Source organism: Mesorhizobium sp. B2-3-2 (assembly GCF_006442295.1).
GTDB lineage: Bacteria > Pseudomonadota > Alphaproteobacteria > Rhizobiales > Rhizobiaceae > Mesorhizobium.
Map to the genome: position 1 here is coordinate 249,389 of NZ_VFWA01000006.1, position 25,032 is coordinate 274,420.

Consider the following 25,032-nt stretch of genomic DNA (forward strand, 5'->3'; position numbering starts at 1 on the left):
GTCTCTTGAAGTTCAGAGTGAATTTGCCGGGGCAGGAGAAGTTCACTTGGGCAATTGTAGCATACGTTAAGCTGTGATTCGGAGACTGAAAATAAAAGGTCGAGGAACTGGGAATGTCAAAAGGGCAATTGTGCAGATGACGTTATCCGACATTTTGCCGCTCTCCCTGCCGCGCTTCAATGCCCTTGCGGGCTATGCACGCGATCCGAAGATCGTTCTCATTATCGAGGAGCGCGAATGGTATGCGACGCGCGATGAACGGCTAATCGGCATAGTGACCTTCGACAAGATCGATCATGACTATGGCTGGGTCATTCTCGGCCGCGACGAGCGGCATCGCTTTCGAGCGATCGCTGTTAATGCTTCCTACCCGTCGATAGAAGAATCCCGAACCGCGCTGTTCGCCGAACTGGCTCAGCTGCATGCCAAGTCGGACGAGAGCTTCTATCAAGGCGACGACCAGAGCCCGCCCACCGATTTTTTTACGCCCATTGTTGCGGAGTCTCGGCTCAATCCGATCTTCAAAACGCTGGTAGAAGAGATCAATTATTCCGCCGCACGCGGCATCGTTAAGCCGATGATGCGCTTTTACGACGACACAGACGGAAATTTCGTCGAGCAGTTTCAGACCGCCGCCTTCGATGCACGGCTATGGGAGCTTTATCTTTTCGCTACCTTCATCGAGCTTGGCTATGCCCGCGCGCCAGGCTCCGCTGTGCCGGATTTTGTTTTTCGCAGCCCTTTCGGCGCGCTCGGCATCGAAGCCACCACCATCAATCCGCCAAACAACCGCGCGTCTCAGATGCCGGACACAAAGGAAGAGATGGTGCGCTATCTCGAAAATTTCGTCCCCATCAAGCTTGCACGGGCGCTGCGCCGCAAGTTGGAGAAGAAAACGCCTTATTGGGCAATCCCAGAGATGAGCGGATTGCCCTTTGTCATCGCCATCCAGGACTTTCATCTGTCGGGTTCCATGCGCGCCATCACCCAGGCGGCGACAGAGTACGTATTCGGCATCAGGCACAGCATCGACAACGGCAAGCAAAAGATTGAATGGATCGGCGAACATGTCTGGGGAAATCTGAAGGAGAAATCAGGGTTCTTCACATTGCCGGGCGCGGAGAACATCAGCGCCGTGATCGTCAATCCGCAAGGCACGCTGAGCAAGTTCAATCGCATGGGGGTCATTGCGGGCTTCGGGGATCCACGCGTGAAGATCATTCGCCGCGGCCTAGTGCGCGGCGAGCGTGACCAAACGGATCCCAGTCCTCGGTATTTTGTGCACGAGGTCACCAAGCCCGACTACACTGAATCGTGGGTCGAAGGCATGGTCGTTTTGCACAACCCCCACGCGCGCATCCCACTGCCGCCGCTATTTATCGACGGCGCCAGCCACGAATTTCTTCAGGATGACGGTCGGATCATGTCGCTTTTTCCGAGGTTCCATCCCTATTTCTCCGAAACCATTATCGTCGGCCCGGATACCGCAAAGGAGTCCAAAGCCGCACACACAGACGATATGTTTCAAGGAACGATCGGAGGATGATTTTTGATGGGTGCCAACCACGTAAGCGAGGCGGATCGCCGGTCTCGCATTTGTTGTTTGCTCTATTCACCTAGGTGTTTGGACGTTCTTGGGTGGCCAGACGCCAATGCGTTGTCCGCGCAACAATTGGCACTATGTTTTAGGGATGGGCCATCCATCGTCAAAACGTTTCGCAGTGCCGGACGAGATCAAGCCGTTGATCAATGAGATCAGGGTCGCTTGAACCCTGATTCCATCTGGCTGTTTGGAAGCCGGGCACAGGGTGACAACCGGCCCGACATCGACTGGGATATTCTCGTTGCCTTGCCGGACGATTCCGGGCCGGACCTGCTGGATCCGCTTATCGGTTGGGCCATCCAGCACGAGGATCGGAATTCCTGCGACAATCCTCTCCGCGACATCCAGCGCCCTGGCAGCGAGTTGGGATTCGCGAAATACAATCGCGTATGACGTCGTGCGCGGCGGGCGAAGATTGAATCAAGGCCGGCCCAGGCGGTGACGCCTATGCGCAGGTCCAATCCGCAATGACGCCCGTCTAAGATATATTCCTCTCAAAAAAATCCGGAAAATCCTCCATCGCTGCAGCGATGATGCGCAGCGATGCTGCGATCTGGAGCATGTCGCCGGTGCCGTTGCGCTGAGCGATGCCCGCCGCATATTGCCGGGCGACGGCGACGGTCGATGTCTGCGGATCGCCGGGCTGGCGAAAAAGCAGTTCGCGCGCCAACCCCTTGAGGAAATTGGCAATGGAAAGCGCGGTTTCGGATGGGATTACGGAACCTTGCTGGGCAGCGCGCAGCCGCAGGATCTCCAGACCGACGGTGACGGCGGCGACACTGCCGCCCAGAACCGCTTCACCCTTCCTGCCGCTGGTCTGCACCAGCGGCATCAACTGGTTGATGCGGTCATAGGCGAGGCTCTCGAAGGCTGAACGCCGCGGCACGCGCTCGTGCAGGCAAAGCCGCGCCAGGTCCTCGCGCATGGCCCGCACGATGCGGTGCGCCGCGAGCCATGGGTCGGCGGGCAGCACGATGATGAAGACGCCGATTGCCAAAAGGATGCCGACCAGGATGGAGGCCGAGCCGGCGAAGAACGGGCCGGGGTCGTAGGTCATCGCCTGGTGCGGACTGAGGAAAGCAAGAAAATTGATGGCGAAGGCCGTCGCCACGCCGACATAGCGCGGATTTGCCATGGCGAGCGCCGCCGGCACCAGGATCGGTACGACGAACAGCATGAACCAGCCGAAACCAGGAAAAACGGGAAGTGCGATCTGGCCGACGAGAAAGGCAAAGGGCAGGGCCAACAGCGTTCCCTCGAAGAAACCCCAGGCTACCCGCACCGGATCGGGGCGGGCGGCAAACAAGCTCGACACGACGGCAACCAGAATGACCGTGCCGGCGGCTTCCGACCATCTCGTCGTCAGCCAGAAAGCGGCGACCAGCAGCGTTGCAAGTGCCGCGCGGACCGCGTTGCGGCTCGCGCCGTGATAGTCGCGATGCACCACCAGCGCCGGGGGCCTGCGTTCGCGTGAAGGCTGCGTGACGGGCGCACGCAAGGCATCGAGACCGCGCAGCGCCTGCTTCAGCGCTTCGGCGAAATCGGCGGCGATGGTGAGCCGGGTGACGGTGCCGACCCTGTCGCCGTCCTGGTCGGCCAAGGCGTCGGGCATTTGCCTCGCTTTGGCGCCGATCGCGTCGAGCCGTGCCAGCCAGGGCGCCGTGTCGTCGAGTGCGCCCGGCGTCGCCGCCATTTCAGTGACGAGGGCTTGCAGCTCCGAGCGCACCGGAATGAGCGCCGCGTTCTTCGGTGCGGCGTGTGAATGCAGCGCGCGGGCGGCGGACAGGGCTGAAAGCAGTTGTCCGATGGTGCGCCGGACCGGATGGGCGCGCGGCGCGAAGCTCGGGGCCTCCAGCCTGGCATAGGCGCGCATCTCGGCGAGCGTCTGGGTGTCGGCGACCAGCTTCCGATGCAGGCCGGAAAGCATTGCGGTGTCCCCGCCGGAAAAGGCGCCGCCGGCATAGGTGGCAAGGTCGAGAATGCAGCGCTTCAGCCGCGAGATGATGGCCTCACTGGCCAATTTGGGCAGGATCAGCCGGCTGGTCAGGCCGGCGCAGACAATGCCGAGCACGATCTCGGCACAGCGCGCCACCGCGAGATCGACGACGAGATGCGGCTGTCCAAACGCCGGCAGGCCGATGATCATGGCGGTGTAGCCGGCCAGCGCCGCTCCGTAGGCTTCCGGGTTGCGCAGCAGCGACGAGACGAAGGTGCAGATGCCGATCCAGAGGGCAAGCACCGTCACCAGCACCCAGGGATTCGTGCCGAAGACAGTGGTGATGGCAATTGCCGCGACGCCGCCCGCCAGCGTGCCGAGCAACCGATAAAAGCCTTTCGCCAACACCATGCCGGCGACCGGCTGGGCAACGATGAACACCGTCATCATCGCCCATTGCGGGTGATCGAGCTTGAGGGCGTAGGCGGCCATAAGCGCGATCAGGCCGGCCGAGACCGTACGCAAGGCGAAGATCCAGTCCGACCGGGTCGGCTGCGTCAGCCCGGCAAGACCCGCTTCGAAATAGCCTTTCAGCCGTTGCCAGCTCACACGCGCGTCTCCGCAAGCCTTGATCGACCGGCTTGCGCTCAGATATCCAGCACTTCCGTTTCCGCGAATTCGGCACGTTCCTGAATGAATCGGAAACGAGCCTCCGGCTTGGTGCCCATCAGCGCATCGACCGCGTCCTTGGTGGCGGCCTCGGCATCGATCACATCGACGCGGAGCAGCGTGCGCTTTCTCGGGTCCATGGTTGTCTCCTTGAGCTGCGCGGCCATCATTTCGCCCAGGCCCTTGAAGCGACCGATCTCCACCTTGCCGCGCCCGGTGAACTCGGTGCGCAGCAATTCGTCCTTGTGCGCGTCGTCACGCGCATAGGCGACCTTGCCGCCCTGCCGGATCGAATAGAGCGGCGGCACCGCCAGATAGAGATGTCCGCCGCGAACCAGGTTCGGCATCTCCTGGTAGAAGAAGGTGATCAGCAGTGAGGCGATGTGAGCGCCGTCGACGTCGGCGTCGGTCATGATGATGACGCGGTCGTAGCGCAAATCCTCGTCGCGGTATTTCGACCGCGTGCCGCAACCAAGCGCCTGGATCAGGTCGGAAATCTGCTGGTTGGCGGCCAGCTTGTCGTTGCCGGCGCTGGCGACGTTGAGAATCTTGCCGCGTAGCGGCAGCACCGCCTGGCTGGCGCGGTCACGAGCCTGCTTGGCCGAGCCGCCGGCCGAATCGCCTTCGACGATGAAGAGTTCGGCGCCGGCGGCCGCATTCTGGGTGCAATCGGCAAGCTTGCCCGGCAGGCGCAGCTTGCGCACCGCGCTCTTGCGCGACACTTCCTTTTCCTGGCGTCGTCGTACCCGCTCGTCGGCGCGGGCGATCACCCATTCGAGCAGCTTCGAGGCTTCCTGCGGATTGTCGGCCAGCCAATGGTCGAACGGGTCGCGGATCGCCGTCTCGACGATGCGGATCGCCTCGATCGTCGCCAGCCTGTCCTTGGTCTGGCCGACGAACTCAGGCTCGCGGATGAACACCGACAGCATGCCCGCCGCCGAGATCATGACGTCTTCCGAAGTGACGATCGAGGCACGCTTGTTGCCGACGAGGTCGGCATAGGCGCGCAGGCCGCGCGTCAAGACGTTGCGGAAGCCGGCCTCGTGGGTGCCGCCTTCGCCGGTCGGGATGGTGTTGCAGTAGGAGTTGATGAAGCCGTCGCCGCCGAACCAGGTCACTGCCCATTCCAGCGAGCCATGGCCTCCTTGCCTGTCGCTCTTGCCGGCGAAGATTTCGCGCGTCACCTGGAATTCGTCGCCGAGCGACGCTTTCAGATAATCCTTGAGGCCGCCGGGAAAATGGAATTCGGCCTTGGCCGGTGTGGTGTCCTTTTCCTTGATCAGCGAGGGATCGCAGGTCCAGCGGATTTCGACGCCGCCGAAGAGATAGGCCTTCGAGCGCGTCATGCGGTAGAGCCGCGCCGGCTCGAACGCCGCGCCCTTGCCGAAGATCTGCTCGTCGGGGTGGAAGCGGGTTCTTGTGCCTCGCCGGTTGTGAACTTCGCCAAGGTGCTCGAGGCCGCTCACCGGAATGCCGCGCGAGAAGCGTTGACGGTATAGTTGACGACCCCGCGCGACTTCGACTTCAAGATGGTCCGACAGCGCGTTGACCACGGAGACGCCGACGCCGTGCAGGCCGCCCGAGGTTTCATAGACCTTGCTATCGAACTTGCCGCCCGAATGCAGCGTCGTCATGATCACTTCGAGCGCCGGCTTCTTGAACTTCGGATGCGGATCGACGGGAATGCCGCGGCCATTGTCGGTGACGGTGAGAAAGCCGTCAGCCGAAAGCTCGACATCGATGAAGGTGGCATGGCCGGCAACCGCCTCGTCCATCGAGTTGTCGATGACCTCGGCGAACAGATGGTGCATGGCCTTGTCGTCGGTGCCGCCAATATACATGCCCGGACGGCGCCGCACCGGCTCCAGGCCTTCGAGCACCTCGATATCGGCGGCGCTGTAACCCTCTGAGCCGTCACGAGACGCGGCCGCCGGACGCTTGGTTGCCGCCTGCACCAGCGGATCGGCCGGACGCGCCGGTGTGCGAACCGGTTGCGGCTGCTTCTCCAGATTGCCGAAAAGATCGTTGTTGTCGTCCATGCCTGCCATAGAGCCCAAGCTGCGAATCACTCGCCGATACTGCCACGCTTTTCAGCGCCAAGCGACGGAGGTTCCTGTTACGTTCGGGGATTAACCCCCTCTTATCCTAAAACCATTCGATAACCAAGCCGGCGGAAATCGGGCGGATAGCCAGCGAGAAGATTCCTGATTCTTTAACAATGCCGCCTAGCGTGAGCCAACATAACAAGAAACTACGGGCATCAGGGGTTTGGGCGTGAGGGGCAAGGCCATAACGATGATCGGCATCGCCGCCGTTTTCGGCGCGATCTCGATCTTTGCCGCGGATTTCTGGGTCAAGCGCCAGGCCAGGGCCGATGCCGAGGAGAAAACCGCGTCGATCGCGGCGCCCGCCCCGCCCATGGTCGAATTCAAGACCATCGTGGTGGCGAATGCGCCATTGCGGTACGGCATGGATCTCGACCGCGCGAAACTCAACGAAATCCCGTGGCCGCAGGATTCGCTGCCCCAGGGCGCCTTCGCCACCATCGATGGACTGCTCGGGGACGGCAGCCGCGTGGTGCTGTCGCCGATCGAGGTCAACGAACCGGTGCTGCTTACCAAACTGTCCGGCCCGAATGGCCGCGCTACGCTTTCCAACATGCTGACGCCCGGCATGCGGGCGGTCACCATCCGCACCGACGAGATCGCCGGCGTCGGCGGCTTCGTCACGCCGGGGGACCGGGTCGACGTCGTGCTGACGCGCGATGCCGGCGAAATCCAGGAAGTGGCCAAGAATGCGCAAGGCGCCGCCGGTTCGACCATTACCTCAGAGATCGTCGTTGCCGACGCCAAGGTGCTGAGCGTCGGGCAGGGCGCCGACGAGCGCCAAACGACCCCGCAGGTGGCCAATTCCATAACCATCGAGGTGACCACCGAAGGCGCGCAGAAAGTGGCGCTGGCCCGCACTGTCGGCACGCTGTCGCTGTCGCTTCGCTCCGCCAGCGAAGGCGGTGACGGCAAGAACGGTGTCACCACCATCTCCTCCTTTGGCGGATCGGTGGCGGGCAAGGCGCAAGCCGCGGCCGGCTCGCTGTTCGACGCCATGGCAAAGGAGCCGGAGCAGCCGAAATTCAAGACGGTCATCGTGACGCGTGGAACGACGGCCGAGGAATATCAGGTTCCTGCGCGGGACCAGAAATAGGAATATCAGGTTCCTGAGTGGGACCAGAGCAGGACCGGTGGGGACCGGACGGGACGGGAACAATGTTCAGGCAACTTCAATATCGAATGGCAGGCCGGTTGCACGTCGTACGGGCCGTGGCGATGGCGGTGACGATGGCGGCCGCGGGCATCTTCGCCGGCCCGGCCAGGGCGGACAATGACATCGTCTATGTCTCGGCGACCAAGAACGCCTCGATCAAGGTCGCCAAGGGCAAGCCCAAGACGATCATGACCAGTGCTGCCTTCTACCAGATCGTCATCGGCGATCCGGAGATCGCCAACGTCAACCCGTTGACCGACAAATCCTTCTATGTGCTGGGCAACAATCTCGGCACCACCGGCATCGCCCTGTTCGACGAGAACAAGCAACTCGTCGGCACCGTAGACATCGAAGTGACGCTCGATACCGACCAGTTGGCCGACACCATCCGCGCCAGCGTGCCGGACGCCAAAATCAAGGTCGGCTCCGCCAATGGCCGTGTCGTGCTGTCGGGCGAGGCGGACGACGCGGTCGCCGCCGAAAAGGCAAACAAGATCGCCACCCGCTTCTCCGGCAATGAGGAGGTGATCAATTCGGTCAACATCTCGTCCTCGCAGCAGGTCCAGCTCAATGTCCGCTTCGTCGAGATCAACCGTCAGGCCGGACAGGATCTCGGCGCCAAATACAGCGCCAATTTCGCCTATGGCATGGGCGGACGCGACGTTACGATTGCTCCCGGCACCATTGAGCCGGCGGGGACCGGCGAGATCATCGGCAAGCTGCTGTCGAACGGCGTTTCCATCGACATCGCCATCAAGGCACTGGAAGAACGCGGCCTGGCTCGTCGGCTAGCCGAGCCGAACCTGATCGCCCGGTCCGGCGAGACGGCGAGCTTCCTGGCCGGAGGCGAGTTTCCGATCCCGGTTTCCGAAGACAACGGCAAGATTTCCGTCAGCTATAAGAAGTACGGCGTCAGCCTGGATTTCACGCCCACGGTTCTGAAGGACGGGCTGGTCAGCCTCGACATCGCGCCGGAAGTCTCCTCGATCGACGCGTCGGCTTCCTACAATATCGGCAGCATCTCGGTGCCCGGCTTCATCGTGCGCCGCGCCAGGACGTCGGTCGATCTGAAGAACGGCCAGAGCTTCATGATCGCGGGGCTGCTGCAGTCGCAGAACGACATCACCACCTCGCGCATACCGGGCCTCGGCAAGATGCCTGTGCTCGGGGCCCTGTTCTCGTCGAAATCCTACCAGCGGCGCGAGACGGACCTGGTGATCATCGTCACGCCTTACCTGGTCAAGCCGGTGGATCCATCGAAGAAAATGGCCGAGCCGACCGATGGCACGCAGCCTGCCAGCAATGTCGACTATTTCCTCAACAATACCGAGGAGGTGAAGGCGTCGGACACCAATCGCGCGCTGGCGCTGGCTGATGGCGGCGCCGTGCGTGCCGCTCCCGCCACCAAGGTCGGGCATTTCCTCGACCTGCCGAAGGACTGAAGCCATGCGTCTGGTCTTGAGCTCGAGCGTCGCCTTGCTGCTTGCCGGCTTCACCGCCGGCTGCACGAGTGACGACTATATGCGCAGCGAAGGCGTGACGAGCGGCGCCGGGGAAGCCCAGGCCGCCAACACCGTCATGCAGATGGTCGATCCCTGGAAATACGGCGTCCAGAACACCAGGCTCCTCGTGCCCGCCGAGCGCGGCAGCACGGAACCCGTCACCGCCGAGCAGGCGGCCAGCGCCAAGGCCTCGCAAGCCAGCGCCGACAATTGATCCGAGATCACAGGCTGACAAGAAATGGCAAACGGCATCAAGACCAGGAAAATCCTGCTCGTATCGACGGACAGGACCTTCGCGCAGGACACGCGGACGGCGTTTGCCGCCTCGGAGATCATCCAGCTCTCGACGGTGGAAAAGAACATCACCGAACTGCGCGGGGAGGTCCAGGAGGCCGATCTCGGCGCGATCATCGTCGATATGGATGCGGCGAAGCTTGAGGAGATCGATGCGCTGCAACGCGTTATGCGTCGGCTGGAAGGCAAGGCGCCGGTCGTGGTCGTCACCCAGGAGTTCAACGCCGCCGCCGCGCGCATCCTCGTGCAGCTCAAGGTCGCGGATTTCCTGGTCAAGCCGATCACCACGGCCGATCTCGTACGTTCGGTGGTGCGTGCGCTGCAAGGGCCGGGGCGCGAGGAAAATACCGAGTCGCAAATCTACACCTTCATGCCCGCGGCAGGCGGCGTCGGCACCACCACGCTGGCTTTACAGACCGCGTTCCAACTGCATCATTCGGTGACGCGGGGCGCCTCGACCTGCGTAGTCGACCTCAATTTCCAGCAGGGCGCCTGCGCCGAATATCTCGACTTGGAGCCGCGTTTCGACATCACCGAAATCGAGAACCAGCCGGAGCGTCTCGACAGGCAATTGCTCGACGTGATGCTGTCGAAGCATGTCAGCGGGCTGTGCGTGCTGGCCGCACCGACGCAGCCGGCCGAGATGCGTTCGTTCAAGACCGATGTCGTGGTGCGGATGCTGGACCTCGTCTCCGCCTATTTCGACAATGTCGTCATCGACATGCCGCGCACCTGGTTTCCGTGGACGGAGACGGTGTTGCTCGGCTCCAACAAGCTCTACATCGTCGCCGAAATGACGGTGCCGTGCCTGCGCCACACGCAACGGCTGATCCAGGCGGTCTACGAGACCGCCGGCAAGGAAGTGAAGCCGAACGTCATCGTCAACCGTTTCGAGCAGAAGATGTTCGACAGCGGCATCAAGCAGGCGGACGTCCAGGAAATCCTCGGCGAGCATTTCGTCGGCGGCATCGCCAACAACTACCGGCTGGTGCGCGAGGCCGTCGATCGCGGCGTGCCGCTGCACGAGATCGATGCCAACGCCAACGTCGTCAGCGACCTGAAGAAGATCATCCTTCCGGAGGAAGTGGCGGCGGCGCCGGGCAAATCGAAGTCGCTGTTCGGCTTCGGCAAGAGCCTTTTGAAGAGGAAGGCCGGATGAGCAGCCGCTTTTCCACGTTGCAGAACCGTGATGCGCGTCCGCCGCGCTCCGCCGAGCCGACGGCGGTCGCGCATCACGCGGTCGTCATCCCGACGAGCCGGAAGATCGTGCCGGCGAAGGCAGAAGCCGTGCCGGGCAAGAGCGCCAACAAGGTGCTCGATGCGCGCGTGCGCATCCACCGGTTGCTGCTCGAGGAGATCAATCTTGTCGCGCTGGAGCGGCTGCCCAGGGACGAGATGCGCCGGCAGGTGCATGATTTCGTGTCGGAAAAGACGCGCGAAGAGCGGATGGCGATCAACACCGTCGAACTCGATGCCCTGGTCGACGACATCGTCGACGAGATGGTCGGGCTCGGCCCGCTCGAGCCGCTGCTCAAGGACCCCGATATCAACGACATCCTAATCAACGGCCATCAGAACTGCTTCGTCGAAAAGAAGGGCAAGCTGCAGCAGGTCCACATCCCGTTCAAGGATGAGGCGCATCTGCTTAGAATCATAAACAAAATCGTTGCCGCGGTTGGCCGCCGCGTCGACGAATCGCAGCCGATGGTCGACGCCCGCATGCTGGACGGCTCGCGTTTTAACGCCGCCATCCGCCCGGTCGCGGTCGACGGGCCGCTGGTGTCGATCCGCAAATTCTCCAAGAACAAGCTCGGCCTGCACCGGCTGGTCGAATTCGGCGCCATCACCCAGAACATGGCCGAAGTGCTGGCGGCGGCAGTACATGCCCGCAAGACGACGATCATTTCGGGCGGCACCGGCACCGGCAAGACCACCATGCTCAACGCGCTGTCGGCCTTCATTCCCGAGGATGAGCGGCTGATCACCATCGAGGACGCGGCGGAGCTTCAGTTGCAGCAGCCGCATGTCGCGCGCATGGAAACCCGGCCGGCCAACATCGAAGGCCATGGCGAGCTCAAGCAGCGCGATCTCGTCAAGAACGCGCTGCGCATGCGGCCCGATCGCGTCATCCTCGGCGAGTGCCGCGGCGAGGAGGCCTTCGATATGCTTCAGGCCATGAACACCGGCCATGAAGGATCGATGGCCACCATTCACGCCAACACGCCGCGCGACGCTATTTCGCGGCTCGAGCAGATGCTGGGCATGACCGGCATGCCGATGACGGTGCAGTCGATCCGCAGCCAGATCGCCAGCGCCATCGACATCATCGTCCAGTTGACCCGGCTCTCCGACGGTAAGCGCAAGGTGACGAGCGTCGCCGAGGTGACCGGCATGGAAGGCGACGTCATCCAGATGCAGGAGATCTTCCGCTTCGTGCGCACCGGCATGGACGCCGATGGCACGATTCTCGGCCATTTCGAGGCGACCGGGATCCGGCCACGCTTCCTGGAGGACCTGCGCGCCATGGGCATCGAGTTTCCCGGGCGCTATTTCGAACCCGGCCGGCCGCAGGAGTAACCCGGTGTTGGATGGGTTCAGCGCGATCTATGTCGTCTATGCCGGGGCTGCATTGACCGGCATCATGATCGCCGAGGCCGTTTACCTGCTCTATGCCGGCCGCAGCGACAGGCGCACCGCCATCAACCGGCGCATGAAGCTGCAGGAAAACAGGATCAGTCAGGAACAGGTGCTGATCCAATTGCGCAAGGAGCGTGGTCTCGATGCGGGCACGTCGCTGTTCTCGCCTGACCGTTTTCGCGCGCTGCGCGCCCAGTCGGGCATGATCATGCCGCTTTCGAAGTTCCTGATGATCACTTCGGGAATGGCGCTGGCGGCGACCCTTGTCGCCATCTGGTATGGCTTGCCGCTGCTGATGGGCGCCATTCTGTTTGTCGTGCTGGTGCCGGTGCTGCCCGTGATGGCGATGCGCTCCATGCGCAAGCGCAGGCTGAAGCGGTTCGGCATGCAGTTGCCGGAAGCCCTGGAACTGATCACGCGCGGCCTCAAGGCCGGCCATCCGGTGCCGGTGGCCATCGCCATGGTGTCGCGCGAAATGCCCGACCCGATCGGCACCGAGTTCGGCGTGATTGCCGATGAGGTGACCTTTGGTTCGGATCTGGTTTCGGCGCTGAATTCGCTGTTCGACAGGGTCGGCCATGAGGATCTGCCGCTGTTCGTCACCGCAGTGTCGATCCAGACGAGTTCTGGCGGCAATCTGCGCGAAATCCTCGACGGGCTGTCGACGACGATCCGCGAGCGCGGCAAGCTGCGCCGCAAGGTGCGCGCCATTTCAACCGAAGGCCGCCTGTCGGCCTATATCCTGACGGCCGTGCCGGCGCTGCTGTTCACGACCATCATGGCATTCATGCCTGGATATTACAGCGACGTCTGGGGCGTGCCGAAGACGTGGTACATGGTTGGCGGCTCGGTAACCTGGCTGATGCTGGGCAATCTGATCATGTTCAAAATGTCGAACTTCAAATTCTGACATGCAGAAGGTCGTCGAATTCCTCGCCTCGCTCGCGCCGACCTCGCTGATGCCGGTGGCTGTCCTGCTGCTGGCCGTGGGCGCTGCCGCTTTTGCCTGGCCGATGGTGGTGGCCAAGGGCGATCGCAACGAAGTCAGGCGCAGGCTCAAGGTCGACGACGGTCCAGTGGCCGCCAGGCCGGAACCGGCCCAGAAGAAGAATACCGGTGTCGTTCGCGAGAAGGCGGTGAAGAAGGCGCAGGAATTCTACGCCAAAAGCGATCCCGAAAATGTCGCCCGCCTGCGCTTGAAACTCATCCAGGCGGGCTACATGGAGCCGCGCGCCGTCGGCATGTTCTTCCTCATCCGTTTCACGGCGATGGTGGGCATCGCGCTCGCCGTCTTCGTGCTCAACCGGTGGATGGCCAGCCCCGACGCCACGATGGCCAGCCGCTGGGCCTTCGTCGTGCTGTCGGGCGTGGCCGGCTATTTCCTGCCTGGGCTGGTGCTGACCCAGAAGATACGGGAAAAGATGCGCGAATACCGCAACGGCTTCCCCGATTTCATGGACCTGATGATCGTCTGTTCGGATGCCGGCATGAGCATGGAAGCGGGCGTCGAGCGCGTTTCGAAGGAACTCGCCAGGACCTATCCGTCGCTCAGCCAGAACTTGCAGCTCGTGTCGCTGGAGCTGCGGGCCGGGCGCAGCCTCGACGATGCGCTGAAGGCGCTCGCCGACCGCCTGAGCCTGGACGAGGTGCGTTCCTTCGCTACGCTGCTGCAACAGTCCAAGGAGCTTGGCACCAGCCTGTCGGGGGCGCTGCGCGTCTTTTCCGACGAGATGCGCCACAAGCGCATGTCGCTGGCCGAGGAAAAGGCGCATGCCTTGCCGGCCAAGATGTCGGTGCCGGTCGTGGTTTGCATCCTGCCCGTGGTGCTGATGATCGCGGTCATCCCGATCATCGTCAAAATGACCGGCCATTAGGACTTGCTGATATTCAGTGAAGCCGGCCTGAGTCGATCTGCAAAGTCCGCGAAATGAATGAGAACCCCATGCGAATGCTCTTGCGCGCCCTCGTCCTCGGCCTTGCCGCGGCCAGTCTGCCGCCCGCCTGGGCTGCGCCCGACGATTGCGGCGATGCCGCCGCCCTGGTGCAGCAGGCCTACCCCAGGGCCCCCAAGAACGCTGACGGTGCCTCGTTCACGCTCGAACCCCACACCAGCATCGCCCTGACGTCTGCATATGGCGACCCGCCGGGGCTGGTCTGCAAGATCTGGCCCGCCCATGACGACCTGCTGTTGGTCGCCGTGCCGCTGATGGACAGTTCCCAACCCAGCGACTACGCGCATGCCGGCGATATCGAGCTTCTGGTCATCGAGCGGAAGAGCCGGCAGGTGCGCCAGCGTCTGCTGCAGCCCGGGCTGATGAATGATGATGCCATCGCCATCCGCAAGGTCGAACTCGATACCGGCCGGTATGCGCTGGCGCCCGATGTCTCCGCCTTCGGCCTGCGCATCGAAATGGCGAACAATTCGCTGCCTAACCCCTTCAGTGAAACCGACCTGAGGCTCTATGCCGTCGACGGCGATGCCCTGCGGATGGTGCTCGATGGCCTGGCCGTGGCCGGCAATGGCGGCGAGGGCGATACCAATTGCGCCGGATCCTTCCACACCAGTCAGGTGAGCCTGACGATGAGCCCGGCCAAACATCATGGCTACCACGACATCACGGTGGTCGAACGGATCGATACCGACAATCCGTTGCCCGACAGCAATGGCGAGTGCCAGTCCCATCCCGGCAAGTCCGTGAGCCAAACCTACCGGCTGCGCTATGACGGCAGCCGGTATACGGTTCCGGCGGAGCTCAAGGCCCTGGAACCGTGAGAACGTCGCTGGCCGTGATTGAGGCGTTGCGGCCTGGTGGTTAACAGCTGGTGTACCCGAGGCCTAATTTTGGCGGCGTTTCGGCACCCAAGTTTAATTGCTCTCGTATAGTGTGTTTCCTGAAGAACGACCCGGCAAAATCGGGCGATGGGGCAGGGACATGCATCACAGTAATTTCATGGCAATGGCCGCGATGGCGGCCATCTTGATGATGTCTGGTTGTACGACGAGTGGCGTCGACACCACCAAAACCACCGCCATTCAACCGGCCGCTAAGGACGTCAGTACATCCGATCTGGCGGAAGGCAAGGCGCAGTTTCGCGATGCGAATTACGGCCTGGCCGAACAGCATTTCCGCAAGGCCGTCGAGTTGAAGGCCGACAATGCGGAAGCCTGGATGGGGCTCGCCGCTTCCTATGACGAACTCGGCCGCTTCGACTTCGCCGATCGTGCCTACGACCAGTTGCTCAAGGTCGCCGGGCGCAAGCCGCAGATCGTCAACAATATGGGCTATTCGCAATTGCTGCGCGGCAACAGAAAAAAGGCAAGGGCGCTGCTGCTCGAAGCCAAGGCCGGCATGGCCGACCCCACGGTCGTCGATGCCAATCTTGCCCTCCTGAACAAGGGCTGACGGCTGTCCGGCGGCATGATCCTCGCTAGGACGATTTTGGGACACCCGGCGTCGACGCTTTATAAACCCTATCCGAAGCCTCGGCCGAAAGGTCGGCTGAAAAACATGTCCGATGGCTGCCGCTGACCTAGAATGCAGCGGTAAGACCGACGCTCAGGGAACCCCCGCCCAATATGCTGGATTTCAGTTCGCTCCTGCTCGCAGCCGCGCTGTCGGGCATCTGCCTCAGCATCACCATGTTCGCGATCTGGTTCGCCGCGCCCCGGGCCAGCTTCGTGCTGACGGTGGGGTGCGGCATTCTCGTGCTCGTTGTGCATGTCATCCTGTTCTGGCGATACACGAAGGAGCCTGATCCGCTGCTTTGCCAGATCGCGCTGGCGCTGCTCAGCCTCGGTTTCCTGGTCATCTGCCTGTCGGCCATGCAGTATCTCGGCGTGCCGGATTACCGGCGTGCCATTTTGCCGACATTAGCCGCCATGACGGTCTGCGCGGCGGTGACTTCCCTCGGTCTCGACGGGGTAGGCTTTATCGTTACCTATGCGACGGTGACTGTGCTGCTCTCGGCGATCGGAACCATGTTCTGGCTCAACGGCAGTCACGATCGCAAAATCCTGCTGGTGGTTTCGTTCCTGGGCGGCACCTGTGCGGTGTCGTTTGCGCTTTGCGCGGTCGTCCTGATAGCCAAAGGGCAGTGGACGCTCGGGGCAGCCCCCGATAATTGGGCCGAACGCCTGAACTCGGTCGTGGCCGTGGCCTGCATGACCGGTCTCGGCGCATTGACGCTTTCCCTGCATCACTTGCAGGCGCAGATCGAGCTGAAGGCCGAGACGATGACCGATCCGTTGACCGGGCTGATGAACCGCCGAGGATTGATGTCGCTCCATGGCGAACGGACCTTCGGTCCTTTCATGGCGGTCGTCATGTTCGACCTCGATCATTTCAAGAGGACGAACGACATCTATGGTCACCCGGTTGGGGATCAGGTTCTGTGCCGCTTCGCCGCCGTCATCAGAAAATATGCCAGAACGGGCGTCGACGCTTTTCGCCTCGGCGGCGAGGAGTTCGCCATCGTCATGTCCCGGGTGACCGAAGAGAGGGCTTACGAGCTCGCGAGCAAGATCGGCGTCGCCTTCGGCACCGAGATCGTCGCCACCCCTCACGGCCCATTGCGCAGCACCGTCAGCGGAGGCATCGGCTTTGGCGGCGCCAACGGCAACAGCCTTGGCGAGGTGCTGGCCGAGGCGGACGCAGCACTCTATGCGGCCAAGCGCGCGGGCCGCAATTGCGTCGTCAGCCACAAAAGGATGGGCAAGGCCGAGCCGATCAAGCCGGCCTTGCGCTCAGCATAGTTTGCGAGACTATTCGGCCGCGCCCAAATAGTCCGACAGCGGCGGGCAGGAACAGACCAGGTTGCGGTCGCCGGCGACATTGTCGATGCGCGATACCGGCGGCCAGTATTTCGCCGCCATGTCTCCGGCGGGGTAGGCCGCTTCCAGGCGCGAATAGGGATGGCTCCACTGGCCGGCCAGCGCCTCCGCGGCGGTGTGCGGCGCATTGACCAGCGGATTGTCAGCCAGGGGCCACTCGCCCCTCGCAACCTTGGCCGCTTCGCCCGCGATGGCGATCATCGCCTCGCAGAAACGGTCGAGCTCGCGCTTGGGCTCGGATTCGGTCGGCTCCACCATCAGCGTGCCGGCGACCGGGAACGACATGGTCGGCGCATGGAAACCATAGTCGATCAGGCGTTTGGCGATGTCCTCGACACTGATGCCGGCGCTCTCCTTGAGCACGCGGGTGTCGAGGATGCACTCATGGGCAACGCGGTCGCTCCTGCCCTTGTAAAGGAGCGGGAAGTGTGGGGCGAGCCGTGTCGCGACGTAGTTGGCCGAGACGATCGCCGTCTCGGTCGCCTGCTTCAGGCCCGAAGCGCCCATCATGCGGATGTACATCCAGGTGATGGGCAGGATGGAGGCGCTGCCGAAAGGGGCGGCGGCCACGGCATGCGCGGAGCCTTCGGTGACATGGCCCGGCAGATAGGGCTTCAGATGCGCCCTGACGCCGATCGGGCCGACACCCGGGCCGCCGCCGCCATGGGGGATGCAGAAGGTCTTGTGCAGGTTCATGTGGCAGACGTCGGCGCCGATGTCGCCCGGGCGGGCGAGGCCGACGAGGGCGTTCAGGTTGGCGCCGTCGAAATAGACCTGCCCGCCATGCTCATGGATGAGGGCGCAGAGATGTCGCGCGCCCTCTTCATAGACGCCATGGGTCGAGGGATAGGTGAACATCAGCGCCGCGAGGTTCCTGGAGTGCTCGTTGGCCTTGGCCCTCATGTCGTCCATGTCGATATTGCCGTCCTCCAGGCAGCGAACGACGACCACGCTCATGCCGGCCATCGCCGCGCTTGCCGGATTGGTGCCGTGCGCTGAGGACGGGATCAGGCAGACCGTGCGATGGCCCTCGCCGCGCGAGCGGTGATAGGCGCGGATGGCCAGCAATCCAGCATATTCACCCTGGCTGCCGGCATTGGGCTGGAGGCTTACCGCATCGAAGCCGGTAATCTCCGAAAGCCAGCCTTCGAGGTCATCGATCATGGCGCGGTAGCCTGCCGAGTGCGCGGCCGGTGCGAATGGATGCATGTTGGCGATTTCAGGCCAACTCACCGGCATCATCTCGGCCGCGGCATTGAGCTTCATCGTGCAGGATCCCAGCGGGATCATGGCGCGGTCGAGCGCCAGGTCCTTGTCGGCCAGCCGGCGCAGGAAGCGCATCATCTCGGTTTCCGACTTGTTCTCGTGGAAGACGGGCTGGGTGAGAAACTCCTTGCCGCGCGGCTTGCCTGGCATGGTGGCGGCGGCCTCCGCGCTCGGCTTGGCACCAAACAGGGCGGCAATGGCCTCCAGGTCGGCTTCGTCAGAGGTCTCGTCGAAGGCGACGCCGACACGGTCAGCATCGATGATGCGCAGAAGCCGGCCGCCCTTTTCGGCGGCGGCGGCGATCTGTGCGGCCTTGCCCTTCGTCTCCACCGTCACCGTATCGAAGCGGCTCGTGCCGATGACCGGCAAGCCTGCCGCCTCGAGACCGGCCGCCAGGCGGCTGGCCAGCGCGTGGATGCGCCCGGCGATCGCCTGCAGGCCGGCAGGGCCGTGCCAGATGGCGTAGGCTGTCGCCATATTGGCAAGCAGCGCCTGGGCGGTGCAGATGTTGGACGTCGCCTTGTCGCGGCGGATGTGCTGCTCGCGCGTCTGCAAGGCAAGCCTGTAGCCGGGACGCCCCTTGCTGTCGGTCGACTGGCCGACCAGGCGGCCGGGCATCAATCGGGTCAACTTGTCGGCAACGGCGCAGTAGGCGGCATGCGGGCCGCCAAAGCCCATCGGCACGCCAAAGCGCTGCATCGGACCGACCGCAATGTCGGCGCCGAGTTTCGCGGGCGCGTCGGTCAGCGCCAGGCCGAGCGGGTCGGCGATGAAGACGACCAGCGCGCCGGCCGCGCGCGCCTTTTCGATGGCCGCCTTGTGATCACCATAGACGCCGAAAGTGTCCGGCCAGGAGACGAGCAGGGCGGCGGTGTTGTCGTCGATCGTCTCGCCGTCGATCTCGATGCCGAGCGGCTCGGCGCGGGTGCGCGCCACATCCAGTGTTTGCGGATGCGGCGTGCCGGCGAGAGCCACCTTGGTGCGCTTGTCGCGGTGATGGCGCAATGCGATGCCGATCGCTTCGGCGACCGCTGTCGCTTCGTCGAGCAACGAAGCCGACGCCACCGGCAGGCCGGTCAATTCCGCGACCAAGGTCTGGAAATTGAACAGCATTTCCAGGCGGCCCTGGCTGATCTCCGCCTGGTAGGGCGTATAGGCCGTGTACCAGGCCGGGTTCTCGAACAGGTTGCGCTGGATGACCGGCGGCACGTGGACGCCGTGATATCCGGTGCCGATGAAGCTCTTCAGCACCGTATTCCGGGCCATGGTCGCCGACAATTCGGCCAGCGCTTCGGCTTCGCTGGCCGGCGCGGGCAGGGACAGCGGCTGGTCGAGGCGGATCGATCTCGGCACGGCCTGGCTGATCAGCGTCTCGACCGAGGGCACGCCGATGACGGCCAGCATGGCTCTCACATCGGCAATGCCGGGTCCGATATGGCGGGCCGAGAAGGGGTAGGGTGCTGCGGTCATGTCAATGCGTCCTGATTTCAGCCGATATGGGCTTTGTAGGCGGCCTCATCCATGAGGCTGGCGAGCTGGCTTTCGTCGGCAAGCTTCATTTTCCACAGCCATCCGGCGCCGGTCGCCGCCGAATTGACCAGCGACGGATCGGACGAAAGCGTTGCGTTGGCTTCGGTGATCTCGCCGTCGACCGGCGCGTAGACGTCGGAGGCCGCCTTGACGGATTCGACCACGACGGCGGTGTCGCCCTTGGCGAGCTTCTTGCCTGTTTCGGGCAGTTCGACGAAAACGAGGTCGCCCAGCTGCTCCTGCGCGTAGTCGGTGATGCCGACGGTGGCGATGCCGCCTTCGACACTGAGCCACTCGTGATCGGCGGTGAAATAGGTCTTTGCCATCTGAAAATTATCCTTTGCGATAGCGGTGCGGGACGAAGGGCAGGGAAGAAACGTCGACAGGTATCTTCGTTCCGCGCACGTCGGCGAAAACCCGAGTTCCGGGTTTTGCCAGCGGTGTCGGGACATAACCCATGGCGACGGGATGGCCGGCAGACGGACCGAAGCCGCCCGAGGTGACGTGGCCGGCGGGATTGCCGTCGGCATCGAAGAGCGTGGCGCCGGCGCGCACCGGCTGGCGGGAACCCGGCCTCAGGCCGACGCGCTTCTGGGCGGAGCCGCGCTCGACGGCGGCGCGCAGCGCACCGGCGCCGATGAACGTGCCGTTGGCGCGGATGTCCTTCGGGATTGCCCACATCAGCGCCGCGCTTGCGGGATCGGTTTGCGCGGTGATGTCCTGGCCGTGCAGGCACAGGCCGGCTTCCAGCCGCAGGCTGTCACGGGCGGCAAGGCCGATCCATAGCGCGCGCTCGTCTTCGAGCAGTTTCGCGACGAGACCGCGCGCGTCTGCCTCCGGCAGGCCGATCTCGAAGCCGTCCTCGCCGGTATAGCCGGACCGGCTCATGAACCAGTTCTCTCGCGGTTCGATGCCATGCATGAACAGCAGCGACCCGGTCTCGATACCGGCGCGCGAAAGCGCCGCCCAGGCCTCGGGACCCTGGATGGCGAGGAAGACCCGATCGAGCGGTTCGACCTTGGCATCGAAGTCGGTCGCAAGATCGCGCAAATGCTTCTCGTCGGCGACCGCGTTGCCGGCATTGGCGACGACCATGAAGTCGGTATCGCCCAGCCGGGTGACGATCAGATCGTCCAGGATGCCCGCGGCCTCGTTCAGGAAAAACGTCAGCTTCGACTGTGAAATTTCGAGCGCGCCCGCATCGAGCGGACAGGCACGGTTGAGCAGGGGAATCGCGCCCGGCCCGCTGACCCTGAACAGTTTCATGTGCGAAATGTCGAACAGGCCCGCATGTTCGCGGGTGTGAAGATGCTCCTTCATGACGCCGGCCGGGTAGGTCAGCGGCATCGACCAGCCGGCAAAGGCGCCAAAGCGCGCACCGGCAGCTGCGTGGACGTCTTCGAGAGGAAGGTGTTTGGTGTCGCCCGTCATGTGTTCTCCAGAGTCGCACGCAATCGGCCGCGAATGGCGACCAGTCCGTGCCCCTCTGTCTGAAGCCTGAGAGACTCGCGCCCCGTAACTCTGTCGGCAGCGCTTACACCTTCGGCGCGGGGGCGGGCCCCGACTTTCCAGAGTGTCTTTCCCGTCTACGGTTCTTTTGCCTGAGAGATTTCGGGCGATTTCCCCTTCGGCGGCAGCTCTCGCTGCTCTCTCCCGCAAACAGGTAGGGCTCGCAAAAGCCCTCGACTCGTCATCCATAGCCCGTCAACGACGGATTGTCACCTGCATGCGACGTGCAAAATAAAATGGCGGCATCGTGCCGATTGCGATCAGATCCCGCCATACCAGTCGTAGCCATTGTCTTCCCAATAACCGCCACGTCCGCCTCCTACGGCGGCGAAGCCGTCGACCAGCTCGATCTTGTAGAGATATTTCGGCATCTTGTAGCCGAGCTGGCGCTCGACCCGGACACGCAGCGGCGCGCCGTTCTCGACCGGCAGCGGCTTGCCGTTGACGCCGTAGGCCAGGATCGTCTGCGGGTGGCGGGCGTCGATGAGGTCGATGCTGCCGTAATATTTGATGTCGCCCGACAGGCTGCGGTCGATCGTGTCCAGGCAATGGAACATGACGTAGCGTGCCTCGGGTTTCACCACCGCCTGGTCGAGGACCAGCGACAGCGGCGTGCCGGTCCATTTGGCGATGCAGCTCCAGCCTTCAACACAATCATGGCGGGTGATCTGCGTTCGGCTCGGCATGTTCATGAGCTGCTCGCGGGTCAGCGACAGCGGCTTTTCGACCAGGCCCGAGACCTCCAGCCGCCAGTCGGCGAAGTTGTTGGCGAGCAGGGTCTTGTAGGTATCGTCGTCGGGTGACGTCACACCGTTGGGGCGCATCGGCTGACGGATATCGGCTTCAGTGAACTCCGGCGCCAGCGAATCGCGGCCCGCGAGCAAGCGTTGCGCGCGGTGTGTAAGATCGTTGGCATTTTCGAGGAAGCTGCGCAGCCCGCCGCCCACGCCGAGTTGGCTGTCGAAGGCGTCGCAGCCTGAAAGCGTGATGCCGGAAAGGCCAAGGCTGGCCGCGGTCAGGAATTTCCTGCGGTTGATCTCGAATTTTGCCATGTCAGGCGCTCCTTTCGGAGGATTTTGCGTCATGCGGCGGATCGGTCCGATACCATCCGGTGACGATCGAGCGCAGTTCGTTGATCGGGCCGGCGGCCACGATCATCAGAATATGGATGATGAAGAAACCGACGAGCAGCACCATGACGGTGAAATGGATGGTGCGCGCAGTCTGCCGGCCGCCGAGCAGGTCGTTGAGGAACGGCAGCACCGCGTTCATGCTGGGCGACATTGCGAGCCCGGTGAGGATCATCAGCGGCAGCAGCACGAACAGCACGCCGCCATAGGCCATTTTCTGCAGCGTGTTGTATTCGCGCGTGTGGTGGAACTTCAACCTGGCGTGATTGGCGATATCCTGCGGCAGGCGCCTGAGATCGTCCAGGCGTGGGGCGAGGTCGCGTCTGATGTGGCCGTTGACCAGGCTGGCGACCAGCCAAACAAGCAGCGTCGTCGTCAGCACCCAGGCGAAGAAGAAATGCACCACGCGGGCCGTGCCCAGATCGTAATAGGAGGGGATGGTCGCCCAGGACGGAAAGGCGCGGGGCGTTTCTTGTCCCGCCGGCCCGGACCAGCCGAGCACGCCGGTGGTGTCGAAGCGGTGACCGAGGATTTCGGTATAGCCGCGCGGCCCGGCATTCGTGTTCTCCGCGCCGATGGCGAAGACGGTGTTGTTGTAGTCGAAGCCGGACTGCTTGCCGAGATAGAGCTGCGGACGGGCGTTGAAGATCTGGAGGCCGGAAAGCAGCATGAAGAACAGCGAGATGGCCCACAGCCAGTGCGTCAGCCGCGTCCAGGCCGATTGCCGGTAGATCAATGTCGTGGCCTTGGGAGCGTCACTGTCCGCGCTGGCGGCGGGTTGGTTCATGGCAATCGATTCCATCTGGTCTCGCTTCCTGGCCGTTCCATCCGGCGCGGCCGCTATTCGCATCATTCTCCTCCTGATACGTCGCCAGCCAAGCCGATGTTTCATCGATCACGAAAATATCAGATCGGCGCTCAAGGCCCGCCCAGGCTCACGGCGAGATTGACGGCGGCGGCGACGATGACCGTGTTGAAGAAGAACGACAGGATCGAATGAACAAGGACGACCCGGCGCATGTGGGTCGTCGAGATGTTGGTGTCGGCGGTCTGCGCCGTCATACCGATGACCGTCGAGAAGTACAGAAAGTCCCAGCCTTCCGGCCGCTTGTCGCCGGGGAACAGCAGCCCGCCGACCGGGATTTTCTTTTTGGTTCCGGCATCGACCAGGTCGCCGTCCATCCAGTATACATGCGCATAGTGCAACGCCGCCATGGCGTGGATTGTGAACCAGCCGAGGGGTATCGACAGCAGCGCGAAGGTGAGTTCGATGGGATGGCCCTTGTCCTTCTGGTTGATCAGCAGGAACAATGAGACAAGGGCAACGCCAACGACGACCAGCGTTACGGCGAAGATGACCAGCACGGGCTGATCGGCGGCCCGCGCATTCTTGCTGAGATAAGTGCCGGTGAATTTGGGCATCTGGGCGACAACCAGCGTGACATAGGCGGCAAAAAAGGCGTTGGCGCCGATCGAATAGGCGAGCGGCGCATGAAGCAGTAGCGCCATCAGAAGCGCAAAGACGCCGACACAAGCCGACACCGCGAACAGCATGTGCCGGTGCATGGGTTTCCTGGACGGAATTTCGGCGGCCATGATGGTTCCGAATGGCGCTGGGCTTCTACTGCGGTGTGGCGGATTTCAGCGCCCGCCGCAAGATGCGGTCGAGTTCACCGAGAAACCGCGAGCGGTCTTGCGGTGCGAAGCTCGCATTGTAGCCCTTGCTTTCGCCGGTCTCGCGCAAATGCTGCTTCAAGTCGCGCATCGCCACCGCCATGCCGATCGTTTCCGGCGTGAAGGGACGTCCGGTCGGCCCCAATACATGGGCGCCGAGCGCCACCGTGCGTGCGGCCAGTGGAATGTCCGCGGTCACCACGATGTCGTTGGGTTTTGCGTTTTCGACGATCCAGTCGTCGGCGGCGTCGGCGCCCTTGGAGACGACGACATTGCGGATCATCGGGTCGCGGGAAGGGCGCAGGCCGCCATTGGAAACGTAGGTGACGACGACGCCGTGGCGCTCGGCAACCCTTTCCACTTCGGCTTTGACCGGGCAAGCGTCTGCGTCGACGAGGATGGCGGGTGCGGGCATTGTCTCTCCAAATGAGCATGGGGCCGGTAACCCGTCCGGCCCCATGCTCAAAATCTCATGATCGTCAGGCCGGAAGCGCTCCCGACCTCTTGGCGGTCCAGGTGGCGATATAGTCCATCAGGCCGGGGTTGAGGCAGTCGTAAGGTTCGAGCCCGATCGACTTCAGCTGGCCGCGAATGCCGTCCATGCGGCTTGGGTCGACACCGGATTCGATGATCGACGAGACAAAGGCGGTAAAGCCCGGCGGCGACCAGCCATCCTCCTCGAAGCGCTCGGGATGGATGAAGGACAGGCCCTTGAACGGATGGTCGCGTTCGACCGGTCCATGCATGTGGACGCCGCAGCCGGTGCAGGCATGGCGCTGGATCAACGCGCTCGGGTCCACCACCTTCAGCTTGTCGCCATTCTCGACAACAGTGACGTCGCCGGTGCCGGCTACCGCGACCACCGAGAAGATCGCCCCTTCGGGCTTCCAGCACTTGGTGCAGCCGCAGGCGTGGTTGTGGGCGATCTGACCCTTTACCTTCACCTTGACCGGATTGCTGGTACAGGCGCAGACCAGCGTGCCGCCGGTAAAGCTCGCACTCTCCCTGGGCAGACCATTGTCGATTTTCGGATGCAGTTTTTCCGCCATGCTTTTCTCCTCCCATTTTTGACCACAGAGGCCGGGGGCACGTTGCCCGCGACGTGTGGCCGCCCTCAGTAAACCACGACACTCCTGATCGACTTGCCCTCATGCATGAGGTCGAAACCCTTGTTGATGTCCTCGAGCTTG

General features: G+C 63.1%; 22 protein-coding genes and 1 riboswitch. Of the genes, 12 read left to right on the forward strand and 10 right to left on the reverse strand.

Annotated features, from left to right (window positions below; translation table 11 throughout):
* Positions 1 to 136 precede the first annotated feature (136 nt).
* On the forward strand, positions 137 to 1,546 hold the full coding sequence (locus FJ964_RS17435; RefSeq protein WP_181172508.1) for a hypothetical protein: 1,410 nt from the start codon (positions 137 to 139) through the stop codon (positions 1,544 to 1,546).
* Positions 1,547 to 1,765: 219 nt separating this feature from the next.
* A complete protein-coding gene (locus tag FJ964_RS17440) occupies positions 1,766 to 1,996 on the forward strand; it encodes a nucleotidyltransferase domain-containing protein (RefSeq protein ID WP_140551518.1) in 231 nt (76 codons plus the stop codon).
* 85 nt (positions 1,997 to 2,081) lie between these two features.
* Here FJ964_RS17440 and FJ964_RS17445 read toward each other — a convergent pair whose 3' ends face one another.
* Both FJ964_RS17445 and parE read right to left on the reverse strand, forming a co-directional pair.
* Positions 2,082 to 4,148: an FUSC family protein gene (locus FJ964_RS17445; RefSeq protein ID WP_140551519.1), complete on the reverse strand. Its 2,067-nt coding sequence runs from the start codon at positions 4,146 to 4,148 to the stop codon at positions 2,082 to 2,084.
* 38 nt (positions 4,149 to 4,186) lie between these two features.
* Complete coding sequence (gene parE, locus FJ964_RS17450; protein ID WP_140551520.1) at positions 4,187 to 6,247, reverse strand: DNA topoisomerase IV subunit B; 2,061 nt, start codon at positions 6,245 to 6,247, stop codon at positions 4,187 to 4,189.
* A 235-nt stretch (positions 6,248 to 6,482) separates the two neighbouring features.
* On the opposite strand from parE, the gene cpaB reads away from it, so the two are divergent.
* The 10 genes from cpaB (at position 6,483) to FJ964_RS17500 (ending at position 16,655) form a co-directional block, all read left to right on the forward strand.
* The gene (gene cpaB, locus FJ964_RS17455; protein ID WP_246676192.1) at positions 6,483 to 7,409 is read left to right on the forward strand and encodes a Flp pilus assembly protein CpaB; all 927 of its coding nucleotides are present in this window, start codon (positions 6,483 to 6,485) and stop codon (positions 7,407 to 7,409) included.
* Between the two features lie 122 nt (positions 7,410 to 7,531).
* Entirely contained in the window at positions 7,532 to 8,911 is a 1,380-nt protein-coding gene (locus FJ964_RS17460) for a type II and III secretion system protein family protein (protein ID WP_224713348.1), read from the forward strand.
* Between the two features lie 4 nt (positions 8,912 to 8,915).
* On the forward strand, positions 8,916 to 9,185 hold the full coding sequence (locus tag FJ964_RS17465) for a hypothetical protein (protein WP_140551522.1): 270 nt from the start codon (positions 8,916 to 8,918) through the stop codon (positions 9,183 to 9,185).
* Between the two features lie 24 nt (positions 9,186 to 9,209).
* The gene (locus tag FJ964_RS17470) at positions 9,210 to 10,424 is read left to right on the forward strand and encodes a response regulator (RefSeq protein WP_140551523.1); all 1,215 of its coding nucleotides are present in this window, start codon (positions 9,210 to 9,212) and stop codon (positions 10,422 to 10,424) included.
* Positions 10,421 to 11,842, forward strand: a complete 1,422-nt coding sequence (locus FJ964_RS17475; protein ID WP_140551524.1) for a CpaF family protein — start codon at positions 10,421 to 10,423, stop codon at positions 11,840 to 11,842. The genes FJ964_RS17470 and FJ964_RS17475 overlap by 4 nt, the downstream gene beginning before the upstream one ends.
* Before the next feature lie 4 nt (positions 11,843 to 11,846).
* Positions 11,847 to 12,812 (forward strand): type II secretion system F family protein, encoded by a 966-nt coding sequence (locus FJ964_RS17480; RefSeq protein WP_140551525.1) that lies wholly within the window; start codon positions 11,847 to 11,849, stop codon positions 12,810 to 12,812.
* 1 nt (position 12,813) lies between these two features.
* Positions 12,814 to 13,776: a type II secretion system F family protein gene (locus FJ964_RS17485; protein ID WP_140551526.1), complete on the forward strand. Its 963-nt coding sequence runs from the start codon at positions 12,814 to 12,816 to the stop codon at positions 13,774 to 13,776.
* A gap of 68 nt (positions 13,777 to 13,844) precedes the next feature.
* A complete protein-coding gene (locus tag FJ964_RS17490) occupies positions 13,845 to 14,675 on the forward strand; it encodes a hypothetical protein (RefSeq protein ID WP_181172509.1) in 831 nt (276 codons plus the stop codon).
* Between the two features lie 160 nt (positions 14,676 to 14,835).
* Complete coding sequence (locus tag FJ964_RS17495; RefSeq protein ID WP_140551527.1) at positions 14,836 to 15,306, forward strand: tetratricopeptide repeat protein; 471 nt, start codon at positions 14,836 to 14,838, stop codon at positions 15,304 to 15,306.
* 173 nt (positions 15,307 to 15,479) lie between these two features.
* On the forward strand, positions 15,480 to 16,655 hold the full coding sequence (locus FJ964_RS17500) for a diguanylate cyclase (RefSeq protein ID WP_140551528.1): 1,176 nt from the start codon (positions 15,480 to 15,482) through the stop codon (positions 16,653 to 16,655).
* Between the two features lie 9 nt (positions 16,656 to 16,664).
* Here the strand turns inward: FJ964_RS17500 and gcvP are convergent, their stop codons facing one another.
* The 8 genes from gcvP to gfa all read right to left on the reverse strand — a co-directional run bounded on the left by gcvP (position 16,665) and on the right by gfa (position 24,891).
* On the reverse strand, positions 16,665 to 19,469 hold the full coding sequence (gene gcvP / locus FJ964_RS17505; RefSeq protein ID WP_140551529.1) for an aminomethyl-transferring glycine dehydrogenase: 2,805 nt from the start codon (positions 19,467 to 19,469) through the stop codon (positions 16,665 to 16,667).
* 17 nt (positions 19,470 to 19,486) lie between these two features.
* Positions 19,487 to 19,855 (reverse strand): glycine cleavage system protein GcvH, encoded by a 369-nt coding sequence (gene gcvH, locus FJ964_RS17510; protein WP_140495853.1) that lies wholly within the window; start codon positions 19,853 to 19,855, stop codon positions 19,487 to 19,489.
* 7 nt (positions 19,856 to 19,862) lie between these two features.
* A complete protein-coding gene (gene gcvT, locus FJ964_RS17515; RefSeq protein ID WP_140551530.1) occupies positions 19,863 to 20,960 on the reverse strand; it encodes a glycine cleavage system aminomethyltransferase GcvT in 1,098 nt (365 codons plus the stop codon).
* 148 nt (positions 20,961 to 21,108) lie between these two features.
* Positions 21,109 to 21,195, reverse strand: a riboswitch (glycine riboswitch).
* A 103-nt stretch (positions 21,196 to 21,298) separates the two neighbouring features.
* Positions 21,299 to 22,090: a molybdopterin-binding protein gene (locus tag FJ964_RS17520; protein WP_140551531.1), complete on the reverse strand. Its 792-nt coding sequence runs from the start codon at positions 22,088 to 22,090 to the stop codon at positions 21,299 to 21,301.
* Position 22,091: 1 nt separating this feature from the next.
* Complete coding sequence (locus FJ964_RS17525) at positions 22,092 to 22,970, reverse strand: cytochrome b/b6 domain-containing protein (protein ID WP_140551532.1); 879 nt, start codon at positions 22,968 to 22,970, stop codon at positions 22,092 to 22,094.
* Between the two features lie 116 nt (positions 22,971 to 23,086).
* Positions 23,087 to 23,764: a DUF1345 domain-containing protein gene (locus FJ964_RS17530; protein WP_140551533.1), complete on the reverse strand. Its 678-nt coding sequence runs from the start codon at positions 23,762 to 23,764 to the stop codon at positions 23,087 to 23,089.
* Positions 23,765 to 23,789: 25 nt separating this feature from the next.
* Positions 23,790 to 24,257 (reverse strand): YaiI/YqxD family protein, encoded by a 468-nt coding sequence (locus FJ964_RS17535; RefSeq protein WP_140551534.1) that lies wholly within the window; start codon positions 24,255 to 24,257, stop codon positions 23,790 to 23,792.
* Positions 24,258 to 24,321: 64 nt separating this feature from the next.
* Positions 24,322 to 24,891, reverse strand: a complete 570-nt coding sequence (gene gfa / locus FJ964_RS17540) for an S-(hydroxymethyl)glutathione synthase (protein WP_140551535.1) — start codon at positions 24,889 to 24,891, stop codon at positions 24,322 to 24,324.
* Positions 24,892 to 25,032 lie beyond the last annotated feature (141 nt).